Origin of the sequence: Paenibacillus sp. TAB_01 (assembly GCF_043945595.1) — a bacterium.
Lineage (GTDB): Bacteria > Bacillota > Bacilli > Paenibacillales > NBRC-103111 > Paenibacillus_S.
On record NZ_JBIFNP010000001.1, the window covers coordinates 5,617,688 to 5,629,884 of the forward strand.

13 protein-coding genes and 3 pseudogenes are annotated in these 12,197 nt (G+C 54.8%); 1 reads left to right on the forward strand and 15 read right to left on the reverse strand.

Annotated elements, in window-relative coordinates:
• Nucleotides 1–153 precede the first annotated feature (153 nt).
• Both ACHHV8_RS27330 and ACHHV8_RS27335 read right to left on the reverse strand, forming a co-directional pair.
• Nucleotides 154–564 carry a VanZ family protein gene (locus ACHHV8_RS27330; RefSeq protein WP_395162506.1) on the reverse strand — a complete coding sequence of 137 codons (411 nt, stop codon included), beginning with the start codon at nucleotides 562–564 and terminating at the stop codon, nucleotides 154–156.
• Nucleotides 548–886, reverse strand: coding sequence for a helix-turn-helix domain-containing protein (locus ACHHV8_RS27335; protein ID WP_395162507.1), 339 nt, complete (start codon nucleotides 884–886; stop codon nucleotides 548–550). Before ACHHV8_RS27335 ends, ACHHV8_RS27330 begins: the two co-directional genes overlap by 17 nt.
• A gap of 285 nt (nucleotides 887–1,171) precedes the next feature.
• Here ACHHV8_RS27335 and ACHHV8_RS27340 point away from each other — a divergent pair, with 285 nt between their 5' ends.
• Complete coding sequence (locus tag ACHHV8_RS27340) at nucleotides 1,172–1,327, forward strand: hypothetical protein (protein ID WP_395162508.1); 156 nt, start codon at nucleotides 1,172–1,174, stop codon at nucleotides 1,325–1,327.
• Nucleotides 1,328–1,421: 94 nt separating this feature from the next.
• Here ACHHV8_RS27340 and ACHHV8_RS27345 read toward each other — a convergent pair.
• From ACHHV8_RS27345 to galU, 13 genes and pseudogenes are all read right to left on the reverse strand, one after another.
• Nucleotides 1,422–2,575, reverse strand: a pseudogene (locus ACHHV8_RS27345) (DegT/DnrJ/EryC1/StrS family aminotransferase).
• Nucleotides 2,565–2,990, reverse strand: coding sequence for an acetyltransferase (locus tag ACHHV8_RS27350; RefSeq protein WP_395162509.1), 426 nt, complete (start codon nucleotides 2,988–2,990; stop codon nucleotides 2,565–2,567). Before ACHHV8_RS27350 ends, ACHHV8_RS27345 begins: the two are co-directional and overlap by 11 nt.
• A gap of 169 nt (nucleotides 2,991–3,159) precedes the next feature.
• Nucleotides 3,160–3,228: pseudogene (locus ACHHV8_RS27355) on the reverse strand (PglD-related sugar-binding protein); the annotation flags it as partial.
• Nucleotides 3,229–3,251: 23 nt separating this feature from the next.
• On the reverse strand, nucleotides 3,252–3,845 hold the full coding sequence (locus tag ACHHV8_RS27360) for a sugar transferase (RefSeq protein WP_395162510.1): 594 nt from the start codon (nucleotides 3,843–3,845) through the stop codon (nucleotides 3,252–3,254).
• A complete protein-coding gene (locus ACHHV8_RS27365; RefSeq protein ID WP_395162511.1) occupies nucleotides 3,842–3,997 on the reverse strand; it encodes a YwzD family small protein in 156 nt (51 codons plus the stop codon). The genes ACHHV8_RS27360 and ACHHV8_RS27365 overlap by 4 nt, the downstream gene beginning before the upstream one ends.
• 104 nt (nucleotides 3,998–4,101) lie before the next feature.
• Nucleotides 4,102–5,136, reverse strand: a complete 1,035-nt coding sequence (galE, locus tag ACHHV8_RS27370) for a UDP-glucose 4-epimerase GalE (RefSeq protein ID WP_395162512.1) — start codon at nucleotides 5,134–5,136, stop codon at nucleotides 4,102–4,104.
• Between the two features lie 16 nt (nucleotides 5,137–5,152).
• The gene (locus ACHHV8_RS27375; RefSeq protein ID WP_395162513.1) at nucleotides 5,153–5,926 is read right to left on the reverse strand and encodes a glycosyltransferase family 32 protein; all 774 of its coding nucleotides are present in this window, start codon (nucleotides 5,924–5,926) and stop codon (nucleotides 5,153–5,155) included.
• A 3-nt stretch (nucleotides 5,927–5,929) separates the two neighbouring features.
• Nucleotides 5,930–6,994, reverse strand: a complete 1,065-nt coding sequence (locus tag ACHHV8_RS27380; protein WP_395162514.1) for an EpsG family protein — start codon at nucleotides 6,992–6,994, stop codon at nucleotides 5,930–5,932.
• Between the two features lie 36 nt (nucleotides 6,995–7,030).
• Nucleotides 7,031–7,936 (reverse strand): glycosyltransferase family 2 protein, encoded by a 906-nt coding sequence (locus ACHHV8_RS27385; RefSeq protein ID WP_395162515.1) that lies wholly within the window; start codon nucleotides 7,934–7,936, stop codon nucleotides 7,031–7,033.
• A 23-nt stretch (nucleotides 7,937–7,959) separates the two neighbouring features.
• Complete coding sequence (locus ACHHV8_RS27390) at nucleotides 7,960–9,084, reverse strand: glycosyltransferase family 1 protein (protein ID WP_395162516.1); 1,125 nt, start codon at nucleotides 9,082–9,084, stop codon at nucleotides 7,960–7,962.
• An 11-nt stretch (nucleotides 9,085–9,095) separates the two neighbouring features.
• Complete coding sequence (locus ACHHV8_RS27395; RefSeq protein ID WP_395162517.1) at nucleotides 9,096–10,163, reverse strand: glycosyltransferase; 1,068 nt, start codon at nucleotides 10,161–10,163, stop codon at nucleotides 9,096–9,098.
• Nucleotides 10,126–11,293: pseudogene (locus tag ACHHV8_RS27400) on the reverse strand (glycosyltransferase family 4 protein). Before ACHHV8_RS27400 ends, ACHHV8_RS27395 begins: the two are co-directional and overlap by 38 nt.
• Nucleotides 11,294–11,303: 10 nt before the next feature.
• Nucleotides 11,304–12,182, reverse strand: a complete 879-nt coding sequence (galU, locus tag ACHHV8_RS27405; protein WP_395162518.1) for a UTP--glucose-1-phosphate uridylyltransferase GalU — start codon at nucleotides 12,180–12,182, stop codon at nucleotides 11,304–11,306.
• Nucleotides 12,183–12,197: the final 15 nt, after the last annotated feature.

Below are 12,197 nucleotides of genomic sequence, written 5' to 3' on the forward strand. Positions count from 1 at the left end.
AATTAGCGGTATTTTCCCGGATTTCAAAGGCGGACGTAAACTCTTCCGGAAGATACCCCACCTACGTTGTTACGCATGGTTCACTTCGTGCGGCTTTCTCGACAGCCTGAAGCCCCGCATAGGGGCTTTTTGTGATGTCATGAAACGGATGGATTACCTTCTTCTCCACAGCACGGTCCCTGTCAGTATGATCAACGCGGCCGCCGAATCCAACACGATGTCCCGGACTGAGGGCGATCTGCCGGGAACGAAGGTTTGATGCCATTCGTCCAGCACGGCCAGCAGAACTGTGCACAGCCAGGCATACCAAAGCTTGGGCTGCCTGAACACTTTATAGAGCAGAAGCGCCAGCAGGCCGAAGATCATCACATGCGCGGCTTTGCGGGCAATCGCATTCGCCATGTAGGATTGGTCTTCGTTCAGGCCTGTCAAGCGCTGAATGATCAGCTTCGTATGCTCCCCGGTAAACATCTGAAAAGCGCTGAGCATGAATAATGCGCTTAAGCCGGCAGCCAGCAAAAGGAGCCAGAACCACAGCTTCGTCTGTTTATTTAACTTTGTCATTGTGCCATTTCATAAACTCAACGACAATTTTATATTCGTGGATGCGTTCCTTGTCGATGCCCGAGTTTTTCAAATACGCGATAAAATCGATCCATTCCTTATCCAGCTGCGGCTTCGGATCCTCCGCTGCAATTTTGAGCAGGCTTTTAATATCGACGTTCAGGACGGCAGCGATTTTTTCCATGACATGAATCGAAGGATTCTGCTTTAAATTTCGCTCGATGTTGCTTAAATAAGATTTGGATACACCTGTCCTCTCCGAAAGCTCGGATAGCGTAAAGCCTCTTTGTTTTCGGATCGTGGAAATATTGTTACCGATCATTATTTTCATCACTCCGCAATATTCCATTAAATGTAGTTTCCTGCCCGGTTACGTATCACACTCCTGAACCTCGTCATTCGCATCATTTCCCCCCGCATGCCGGGTGAGAACCTGCCGCTCCGCATCCCTTTCATGCCTGATTCCCATACGGATACTTCTTCGTTTGAAATTTTTGAAAGCGCTTTACATTAGCGGGACTTCCGCCCTAATCTCCCCCTTCAAGCTCCTATCACTGAATACATGGATCAGACGATTCATAAAGTTTAACGAAGAGGTGATGAGATCATGAACTCCCTTTGGATGGAGCTGTCCAAAAAAGCCAAGCGCGCCTACCACCAAATGCTGCACGCCTACCATTCGATCCTGTATCAAGATTGCCGGGACCAGGAAATGAAGCATCTCATCCTGAAGAAAATGCAATATCACAAGCAAAAATTGTAATTGTCCGAATGCCGCAGCTTCGCTGTATGTTCAACGGCATAGGATTGCTCGGCCTCGAGGCCGGCTCTCCCTTTAGCCATGACGCTTTTCCGGTTCAGCAGAACTGCCGGATACAGCCGATAACCCGCATCTGCTCCTCTTCTGTCATTTGCGACCCGGAGGGCAGGCACAATCCGGTCCGGAACAGCCGCTCGGAAATACTGCCTTCGCTGCCGCCGCTGTGAGGATAATAGGTAGCCGCTGCAAAAAGAGGCTGCATATGCAGCGGCTTCCAGACCGGACGAGCCTCGATGCTCTGCTCGGCCAGCGATTCCAGCAGCGTCTGCGGGGATACGCCCGCCTCCGCCGCATCTACCGTCAGCGCCGTAAGCCAGCGGTTCGGCACGGCGTCCCTTCCAGCTCGGGCATGAACCGGATGCCCGGCAGTCCGCCCAGCTCCCGCCGATACCGGTCGAAGATCGCCCTGCGGGCTTCGACCCGCTCCTCCAGCACCTCGAGCTGCGCCCGTCCGATGCCTGCCAGCACATTGCTCAGCCGGTAATTGTAGCCCGTCCGGCTGTGCTCATAATGCGGGGCCTGATCCCGCGCCTGCGTCGCGAAGAAACGCGCCTGCCGCAGCGCCTCCGTATCATCGGACACCAGCATGCCTCCGCCGGAGGTGGTGATGATTTTGTTGCCGTTAAAGGAATAAATGCCGAACCGTCCCATCGTTCCGCTCGCCCTTCCCTTATACGTGGAGCCGAGCGACTCGGCCGCATCCTCAATGACCGGTACGCCGTAACGGCTGCACAGGTCAAGGATCTCGTCCATCTTCGCGCTTTGCCCGTACAGGTGGACGACGATGACCGCCTTGGGCAGGCGGCCCTCCCTGTCCGCATCCTGTAAAGCGCGCTCCAGCGCCTGGGGCGACAAGTTCCAAGTCTCCGGCTCGGAGTCGATGAAGACCGGCTCCGCTCCCATGTAGACGATCGGATTCGCGCTCGCGACGAACGTAAGACTGGAGCAGAACACCGTGTCGCCCCGCCGTACGTCAATAAGCCGCAAGGCCAAATGAATCGCAGCCGTCCCCGAGCTTAATGCAGCCGCGCCGTTCACGCCGACATGCGCCGCCAGCTCCCGCTCGAACGCATCGACATGCGGTCCGAGCGGAGCGATCCAATTCGTAGCAAATGCTTCCTGTATATACGACTGCTCCTTTCCGCTCATATGCGGGGGAGATAAATAAATTTTTGTCTGCTCAGCTGCCATGTGCCGCTCTCACTTCCTTTTCCACGAATACTATTGTTGCCGGAACGCCTACCGCCGTACAGTGTGCCGGAACGGATCGAATGACGGCTGCTCCCGCGCCAATGACGGCCCATTCGCCGATACTGATGCCGGGCATTACGACGGCGCCCGCACCGATCAAGACTCCTTCGCCTGCGTAGACCGAACCGGTGAGCGCCGCCCGCGGGGCGGCATGCACATAATCGCCCAGCTGATTGTCATGCTCAACTATCGAGCCCGTATTGATGATAGAATGACATCCCACCTTCGCATCCGCTTGAACCGCCGCATGCGCCATCACCACCGTTCCCGGACCGATGCTCGCGCTGCGGCTGACGACGGCCGTCGGATGAACCAGGGTAAGATAACGCTCTGACGGTAAGCCGAGACGTTCCACGATCGATTTGCGGATACCGTTGCTGCCTACCGCTGCGACGAACTTCAGATCCGGGTAACGCTCGATCAGCTGCGGGACCAGCTTTCAGAGGCCCCCGACATACCCCGCCGGTCAGCGCCATCCGTTCATATTTATCATCCAGAAGGGCGACAACCTTGCAGCCGGGCAGCTCGTGTATGAGATCGCGGATTACTTTGCTGTGGCCGCCGTCTCCGATCAGGGCAACTTCAACCTTCATTGCGCACCCACCCCATCCTTCCGTCAAAATTTGGAGCCCGAAAACCGTTCCATCGTGACATGATTGGCATGGCTGATGCCTTCCGACTTCAGCACCTTCCTGAATGTCATCGCCAAAATTTTCAAATCGAGCAGAAAGCTGCGGTTGTCGACATACCAGAGATCGAGCTTGAATTTCTCATCCCACGAAATTTCATTCCTTCCGTTGATCTGCGCCCAGCCGGTGATGCCCGGCCTTACCTGGTGACGTCTCGCCTGCTCGGCCGTGTACAAAGGCAAATATTCCATCAATAGAGGTCTCGGGCCAACCAGGCTCAAGTCCCCCTTGAGGACGTTCAGCAGCTGCAGCAGCTCATCGAGGCTGTATTTTCTCAAAAATCGGCCGAAGGCCGTCAGCCGGACGGAGTCGGGAAGCAGGTTGCCCTCCCGGTCGACCGCATCCGTCATCGTGCGGAATTTGTACAGCTCGAACGGCTTCCCGTTCAGCCCGGGCCGCAGCTGCCTGAAGACAACCGGCGAGCCCAGCTTATACTTTACGAGCAGGGCAACGACAACAATGACGACTGAGAGAGACAGCAGAAGGATCGCAGCTGCCGCGAAGTCAAACAAACGCTTCATTCCCCGTCATTCCCTCCTAACGCTGAAAGGATCTGCCGCTTAATCTCCTCGATTAATTCCTTGGCTCCTATCGTGTCGGAGGCTTGACCCTTCTGGTAAGCATTCCACATAATTTCTTTCATATCTTGCTGCGTCAGCCGGGATATGTTCATGATGCGGCAACCTTCCTTTACTTTCATGGTTTTCATTTATATGCATGATTTTCATTTAAGAGCATAAAAAAATCCCGCCGTCTTCTCCCGAAGCTGTAAGGATGCTATTTCACCGCGATTTCAATTTCCTGCTGGTAGCCGTTCGGATTGGAGGACTGCCACCGCCAGCCGTCGATACACATGTCTTCGATCCCTTTCTCCGCTGCCCAGCCCAATTCCCGCTTCGCCTTGGACACGTCCGCATAGCAGACCGCAATATCGCCGGCTCTTCGGGCGGCAAACTTGTACGGAACCGACCTGCCGGTCACCCTCTCGAAAGCGGCAACGAGCTCCAGCACGCTGTGTCCGCGTCCGGTTCCCAGGTTATAAGCGTCCACGCCGCTCTCCGCCATAACTTTATCCAGCGCTTTCAAATGCCCTTTCGCCAAGTCGACGGCATGAATGTAGTCCCTCACCCCGGTGCCGTCCATCGTCGGATAATCGCTGCCGAACACTTGGAGCTCCTTCAGCCGTCCGACGGCCACCTGCGTAATGTACGGCATCAGATTGCTCGGAATCCCGTTCGGATCCTCCCCGATCCGGCCGCTTTCGTGCGATCCGATCGGGTTGAAGTAGCGCAGAATCGCAATGCTCCATAACGGGTCGGATGTATGTAAATCGCGCAGTATTTCCTCGATCATCAGCTTGGTGCGTCCGTACGGATTCGTCGCCTGCAGCGGTGCGTCCTCCGGGATGGGCACTTGACCGGAAGTGCCGTACACCGTAGCGGAGGAGCTGAACACCATCCGCTTGACTCCATATTTTTGCATCACCTTGCACAAATTCAACGTCCCTGTAATATTGTTGTGATAATACCAGAGCGGCAGATGGACGGACTCGCCAACCGCCTTCAAGCCTGCGAAATGGATAACGGCTTCGATATGATTATAGAGGAACACTTTATCGAGCTCTTCCTGATCCAGCAGGTCCACCTCGTAAAATTTGAAAGCTCTTCCCGTTATCTCTCTCACGCGTCTAAGCGATTCCACCCTGCTGTTGTGCAGGTTATCTACAACGACAATATCGTAGCCCGCATTCAGCAGCTCCACGCAGGTGTGACTTCCGATATATCCCGATCCTCCCGTGACCAGTACGGCCATTGGCTGTCGCCTCCCCTTATCCGTTTTTCAATACTTTGCGCATGAAAGAAATGCCTTTGGGTCCGATGATCCGGCTGATGCGGCGCTTGAAATAGCCTCGGATCCTGACGCTGAGCGGCAGCCAGGATTGAACGAAGTGATGGATCGTATAGCTGTCCTCCGTCCGGTAATCGGCCGCATTAATGTAATCGTAGGGACTGAAGTACGTCCGCGGATAAAAGACCACGCCGTTGCGAAGCATCTGATGCTGTCCATTCAGAACCAGACCCCAGCGGCTGCACACCTGTGTGATGATCTTCGTGTTCGTCGTCATATCGAAGGTGCCGTCCGGCTGGACGAAGCTTTTGCCGGCATAATAATCCATCAGCTCCTTGATCCAGCCGTGTCCTTTGACCGCGCCCATCGTTCCCGACTGCAAATAGACGTCATCCTCAAAGCCGGAGAACGCCTCATGCGTCAGGAACCGGTCCAGCGATTGGACAACCTCCACATCGGTATCCATATAGATGCCGCCGTAGTGGTACAAGGCGTACAATCTGACGTAGTCGCTGACGAACGCATATTTCCTGGCTTCATAGGCTTGCTTGACGTAAGGAACCGAATCGAGCTGAAACACGTCCTCGTTCCATTCCATCAGCTTGTAATCCGGCAAATGCTTTCTCCAGCTTTGAATGCACATTTGTATTTTTCTGGATTTCGGTCCCCGGCCGAACCAGCAAAAATGAATGATCTTCGGGATTTTTTCCGGGCTTGTCACGCCTTCATCCTCCTTTTCCGTCTTCATTTCCATGGTTTAGAATTTAAAAAAATCACTATCGTACCAAATATTCAGGCTGACGACATTTTCATAAAAGTAATAGATGAAGTAAAAAACCAGGATGGCGTAATAGATGATTTTGCGTTCCCGCTGCACAAACAACTGGACGATCCAGGACATCAGCAGCGGACAATACAATCCGAAATAGAAAGTAAACCGGGCAAAAATCCAGTTTTGCGTAGAAACGATCATAAACACAAAAGCGATCAGCGCCATATTGACGACATAATCGCTCTGCGGAAAAATTTGTCTCAGCTTCTCTCGGCCTAGATAAGCAAAGATAACGGGAACTCCCCATACCGCAACGCGGATAATGTTAGTCCCGCCCTCGGAGAAGTTTTTATAATCGCTGTACTGGCTGTTCTCCAGCACGGAGAATAAAGCCGACGAGAACTGGTTAAAGCCGATGACGATCAGGACGGCACCGCCGAGCAATAGCACGGTCGTCCACGACCAAGCCTTTCGTCTGACGATAAAATAAATCGGAATCAGAATTAGCGCGCTTTGATGAAACTGGGCTGCGAGCAGAACAACCAAAATGTATTTTTTCCAGTTTCCGTTAAAGATGTATTTCGTCGCTGCAAACGCAATGGCTGCCGCCAGGAACTGGCGGATGCCGTTCATCGACATCAGAAACATGCCGCTCGTAATATAAACGTACAGGCTCAGCTCCAGCAGCTTGGAGTATTTATATAAAGTGATGAATACCAGAACATTGGTTAGCAGGGCGACGACGAATACGAGAAGCTGCGGGTCGTGCGATATCGTCTGCAGCAGCATTTGAAACAGGTTGAACCCAATGTCTTTCTGACCCACGATGTTGTCGATGCTATAAGCCGTCTGAGCGTAGGAGAACATGTAAAAATAGGTGTCCCCGATATTTTTGCGGAGCCCCGATACGAGTACCAGGCTGGACAGGGCGATATAGGCAAAAAACGCGTTCGGCTTTGCCTCCGCCAGCCCCTGACGCTCCCTTCCAAGCCAGCGGGAGCATAAAGAACATAGATACACAATGCAAATATTCATATAAAAGATTGCCAATGGGCCCATTCCCTTCTAACGGTACCGCCGGATTGTCTAGCCTGGGCTTCTCGCGACCGACGCCTTGCTGGTGGTTCGGATATAGCAGTAGAGCAGCACGCCCAATGGCACAGCCAGCAGCGTTGCGCCTTTGCACGGGGACTCAAGAAGGAACTTATAGTTCCGGATCATCAGATTCCCTGAAACGTAATGCATGGACTCTCTTACTTTGTCCTTGAAGGTCGGCGCGAACGTCATCGCCACTTTCCGGAAAAATAAAAACCCTCTCGGGTTCTTCTTATACTGCTTGATCATGTTCAGGCTGGACCCGTCGGCCAAATATTCGACGTGGCAGAGCACCTCATTCATAATCAGCAGCGGATGCTGCTGGTCGATCAATATGTATTTGTAGCTGAGCGGGCAATATTTCTCCCCCGGATAAATGGGGTAAGGAGGGGTTCGACGCGTCAGCTCGGAGCGGTACACCAGTTTCTTGTCGCCTTTAATCTTATGCACCGCGTACAGCCCGGACAGCGTGGAAGCCTTCAGCTGCTCCGGCAGCCGGGTGCCGATGATGTCTCCGTTCGGCGCTGCATCCAGGGCCACGATGCCGGCATACCGGTCGCTGCCGTGCCGCTTCCAGAACGTCACGATCTTCTCCACCGCATCGTCCGCCATATAATCGTCGGAATCGATACATACGTTCAGCTCCGTATCGATCAGCTCGTACGCCGTGTTGTGGGCACCGTGCATGCCCTGATTCTCCTGGTAATGGTACCGGATCGGCACCGCTCCCTCGTCCATCCAGCTCTGAACCAGCCGGTCCGTCCCGTCCGTGGAGCCGTCATCGACGATCAGCCATACGAAGTCGCTTGAGGTCTGTCTTTTGAGACTCTCATAGCATTGCCGCAAAATATAAGCCCGATTGTACGTCGGGGTAAATACGGTTAGTGTGTACTTCATTTCCGCCCTCCGCTTGATTAAGCTTAAGCCTGCTTCTTCCTATAAAGCCCGTTGTCCAAATAATAGTCCGCCAGCCATTGGGTCATCGTGCCGGTATCATAGCCGCGGGCGCGCAGCAGCTCCGCCGTATCGCGCCGCTCGGGCGAGGCGCCGGCAATCGTGCGGGCCCAGCTTTCGGCCGATTCCTTCAGGCTGATAAAGCGCACCCGGCCCGTTACATCGGATTCCTGCGTGATCGCATCCGATACGAGGCAGTTCAAGCCGGCCGCCTGGGCTTCGACCAGTACGACGGGCAGACCCTCGAACAGAGATGGAAAGACGAACAAGTCCATCGCCTGCATCAGCTCCGGGACATCTTCGCGGACGCCCAGGAAGCGGATGCTGCCGGACAGCCCCAATCGGGCGGCCTTGCGCTCCATCTCGGGGCGCAGCTGTCCGTCTCCGGCGAGCACCAGCAGCGTATCCGGGCGCAGCTCCTGAACCGCCTTGAATACATCCAGGAGAAAATCATGGTTCTTCTGTTTATTGAACCTGCCGATATGACCGATCACCAGCCTGTCCCCGGCTCCCAATTCCTCTCTCAGCCGGCTGCGGACATCGGGATCGTATTGGAACTGCTCGACATGGACCGCGTTGTTCAGTACCGTCACCTGCTGTGAGGCAGCGAGCTGCTTGCCGAACAGCCATTGTCCCGCATGGTAGGAGCAGGCAAAATACCGGTTCGGATTGTCCTTCATTGCCATTCGCGCGTACAGGCGGAACGGAAGCTTCAAGTCGATGCCCAGATCGCTTAGATGGCTGTGGGCAATGCGGCACGGAACGCCGGCCCGCTTTGCCGCCCGCAGCACAAAGCTGCTGTTCTCGTTAATATGGGAATGAACAACCTTGTACTCGTTATGCTCGGCGAAGAAGGCATCCAGCTTCTTGAAATACAAGCGGTAATTGCCGGGGCGGATCTGCGGCATCCGGTAAATACGGCCGCCCAGACTTTGGATCTCCGCATCGTAGTGTCCTTCTTCCTCCCGGTGTACGATGAAATCAAATTGAATCCGGCTGCGGTCGATCTGCCTGTAATAATTCATCAGCATCGTTTCCAATCCGCCCCGGTTCATGATAGTAACGACCTGAAGCACCCGAATCGTATCCACAATGTTCCCCCCTATTTCACGGTCCTTCTAAGCCAATCGATCGCAAGCAGCATACAGTAAAAGCCGAGAGCCCATCGGAATCTGGCGCACCCGTAAAATAACCTCCAGATGACCGAGCAGGAGGCGCTCTCAAACTGCTTGAACGATTGCCGGATTCTGCCGTCATTCAGTATGCCCCGCAGCCTTCGAAGCTTGGTTAGCGCAGGAGCCTTGTTCCCTGCACTGATTGTGTTCAGGCCCAGTCCCAAAGTGTTCAGGCAGATGCGGTTGTTCAAAGCCTGGCGGAACTCGGGCGGCAGCCGCTTTTCTTCCACAAAGCGCTCGATGAAGCCGTACAGCTCAAACCATTTATCCTTCAGGTCCGGTTTATAGCCCGAAGTGACGGAACCCGAATTCACCCGCCAGTAGTGGTAGTAAGGCTTATTCAGGAACACGAACTTGCGGGCGTGGTATACGGCATGAATATTAAATAAGGAATCCTCATTCGTCCCGACGACATGAAGATCGATGAACTCGACCTGATGGTCGCGAATCAGCGAAGTCTTGTACAGCTTGGACCAGACGGTTCCCCATGCGTCTAAGTACTCGGGACTTGCGATTTCGTCCTGCAGGGGGCCGACCAGACGCCTTAGCAGCTTGGCCTGCACCTCCTCGTTCTCATAGCTGACCTTCTCGGGAAGAGGAAACCGTTTCTCCTTCCCGTGGGTGCCGAATTCGCGGATATACGTGCACATGACAATATCCGCCCTTTCGGCAAGGGCGGTATGGTACAGCTCCGCATACATTTCGCGCTCCGTCCAGTCGTCCGGGTCGACGAAGCCGATATAATCGGCCGTCGCCGAGCGGATGCCCCGGTTGCGGGCTGCGGATACGCCCCCGTTCGGCTGATGGATCGCGACAATCCGCTTATCCTTCGCCGCATAACGGTCGAGCAGCTCGCCCGACCCGTCGGTGGAGCCGTCATTGACTGCAATGATCTCAAGCTCCTCCAGCGTCTGCGACGTCAGGCTGTCCAGGCACCGCTCCAAATACGGCGCGACGTTATATATAGGCACGACGATACTTACTTTCGGCTTCATCCTGACCCTCCAATAAGTAATCCGAATAAATCCCGGTCAGCTCGGCGCCGACGCGCTCCAGCGAATAAAGCCCGGCCCGGCGGCTGTTCTCCCGCCCCATCGCTTGACACAGCATCGGCGAACGGTACAGGGCCAGCAGACGTTCGGCAAATAGTCCGACGTCTTGATCCTGTACCACATAGCCGTTGACCTGATCCTCAATCAGCTCGCTGTGTCCGCGATTTCCGGTAGCGACAACCGGCAGGCCGCTCGCCATCGCTTCCATGATGTTGACGGGAAGCCCTTCGCGCAGGCTGGAGGCCACCGCCATATCGCAAATCGGCAGAAGCGAGGCGATATCGGAGCGGTAACCGAGAAAATCGACCCGATGCCCGACGCCGAGGCTCGCGGCAAGCTCACGGCAGCTTTGCTGCAGCGGCCCCTCGCCCGCCAGGAGCAGCCTGGCGTGAGGCGCCTCGTCCTTGATGCGCGCAAGAGCGCGGATCAGCAGCTGCTGGTTTTTGTTGCCGTTAAATTCCGCTGCATAAAACATTAAAAAATCATCCGGCGGGTAGCCCAGATGATCGCGTCTCTCGTATTTTTCCGCTGCGCTCAGCGGTTTGAAACGTTGCGTATCTACACCGACGCCATGAACCCTCTCGACCCGTCCGGCCTTAAAGCGGCGGTCCAAGGCAAGCTTGTAATCTTCCTCATTAATCGTAATGAGGCAGTCGGTAATGCGGGACAGCAGCTTTTCTATCGGGTAATACACCATCCAGTTCAACAGGGACGCGCCCTTGCAGAAATGGAAGCCATGCGCCGTATAGATCACCTTCGTCCCCTGCTTGCGGGCTTTTCGGGCCGCCAGACGGGCCAGCACGCCGCCCATCGGGGTATGACAGTGGATGATGTCATACCGGTTCTGTGCGATGACCTTCTTGAGCTCACGGTAAGCTTGAAAATTCATCCTTCGGAAGGGAGAGCGCTGGATCGGCAGCGTGTGCCGCCAGTTCCGTATGCGCAAGCTCCAGCGAGCCGTTCGCCGCGACGTGAACCTCCCAGCCCTGCTCCTGAAACCACTGCATATAAGGCAGATGAAAAGCTTTAAAATGGACATCCATCGTCGCGCAAAGCAGCACCTTCTTCGTCATCTTCCCGCTCCTATTTAATCAGTTCCTTCTCCATCAGCTTGGAAAGGTAGCTTAGCAGGCCGTAGCGCAAATCTTCCCGCTGCAGCGCATATTCGATCGTCGTCTGAATAAAGCCCATTTTCTCCCCGACATCGTAGCGGGTGCCTTCGAAATCGTAAGCATACACGGCTTCATGGCGGTTCAGCTCCTCAATACCGTCCGTCAGCTGAATTTCCCCGCCGGCTCCCGGCTTCTGCTGCCCCAGAATTTCAAAGATCCTCGGTGTGAGAATGTAGCGTCCCAGAATCGCCAGATTGGACGGCGCTTCCTCCTTCTTGGGCTTCTCGATGAGATGATTGACGCTGTACAGCCGCTCGTTCATCCCGATGCCGTCCACAATGCCGTATCTGGACACCTCATCGTCCGAGACGTGCTGCACGCCGATCACCGACGCCTTGTAGCGCTCGAACTGCTCAATCATCTGCCGGAGGCACGGCTTCTCCGCACGGACGATATCGTCTCCAAGCAGGACGGCAAACGGCTCGTCGCCGATAAAGTTGCGCGCGCACCAAATGGCATGCCCCAGCCCTTTGGGCTCCTTTTGCCGGATATAATGAATGTCCACCATATTGGAGGACTTCTGCACTTCATTCAGCAGATCGAATTTCTGCTTCTCCAGCAGGTTCTGCTCCAGCTCGAAGGAGCTGTCGAAATGATCCTCGATCGCCCGTTTCCCTTTGCCGGTCACTATAATAATATCCTCGATGCCGGATTCGATCGCTTCCTCCACGATATACTGAATCGTCGGCTTATCGACGATCGGCAGCATCTCTTTGGGCATAGCTTTCGTTGCGGGAAGAAACCGGGTGCCGAGACCCGCCGCAGGGATAATCGCTTTTCTTACTTTCATTGTAGGTTCGCTCCT

Excerpts from the sequence above, each read along its gene's own strand:
- ACHHV8_RS27330 (WP_395162506.1), bottom strand. The coding sequence starts at position 564 with ATGACAAAGTTAAATAAACAGACGAAGCTGTGGTTCTGGCTCCTTTTG.
- ACHHV8_RS27335 (WP_395162507.1), bottom strand. The coding sequence starts at position 886 with ATGATCGGTAACAATATTTCCACGATCCGAAAACAAAGAGGCTTTACG.
- ACHHV8_RS27340 (WP_395162508.1), top strand. The coding sequence starts at position 1,172 with ATGAACTCCCTTTGGATGGAGCTGTCCAAAAAAGCCAAGCGCGCCTAC.
- ACHHV8_RS27360 (WP_395162510.1), bottom strand. The coding sequence starts at position 3,845 with ATGAAGCGTTTGTTTGACTTCGCGGCAGCTGCGATCCTTCTGCTGTCT.
- ACHHV8_RS27365 (WP_395162511.1), bottom strand. The coding sequence starts at position 3,997 with ATGAACATATCCCGGCTGACGCAGCAAGATATGAAAGAAATTATGTGG.
- galE (WP_395162512.1), bottom strand. The coding sequence starts at position 5,136 with ATGGCCGTACTGGTCACGGGAGGATCGGGATATATCGGAAGTCACACC.
- ACHHV8_RS27375 (WP_395162513.1), bottom strand. The coding sequence starts at position 5,926 with ATGGAAATGAAGACGGAAAAGGAGGATGAAGGCGTGACAAGCCCGGAA.
- ACHHV8_RS27385 (WP_395162515.1), bottom strand. The coding sequence starts at position 7,936 with ATGAAGTACACACTAACCGTATTTACCCCGACGTACAATCGGGCTTAT.
- ACHHV8_RS27395 (WP_395162517.1), bottom strand. The coding sequence starts at position 10,163 with ATGAAGCCGAAAGTAAGTATCGTCGTGCCTATATATAACGTCGCGCCG.
- galU (WP_395162518.1), bottom strand. The coding sequence starts at position 12,182 with ATGAAAGTAAGAAAAGCGATTATCCCTGCGGCGGGTCTCGGCACCCGG.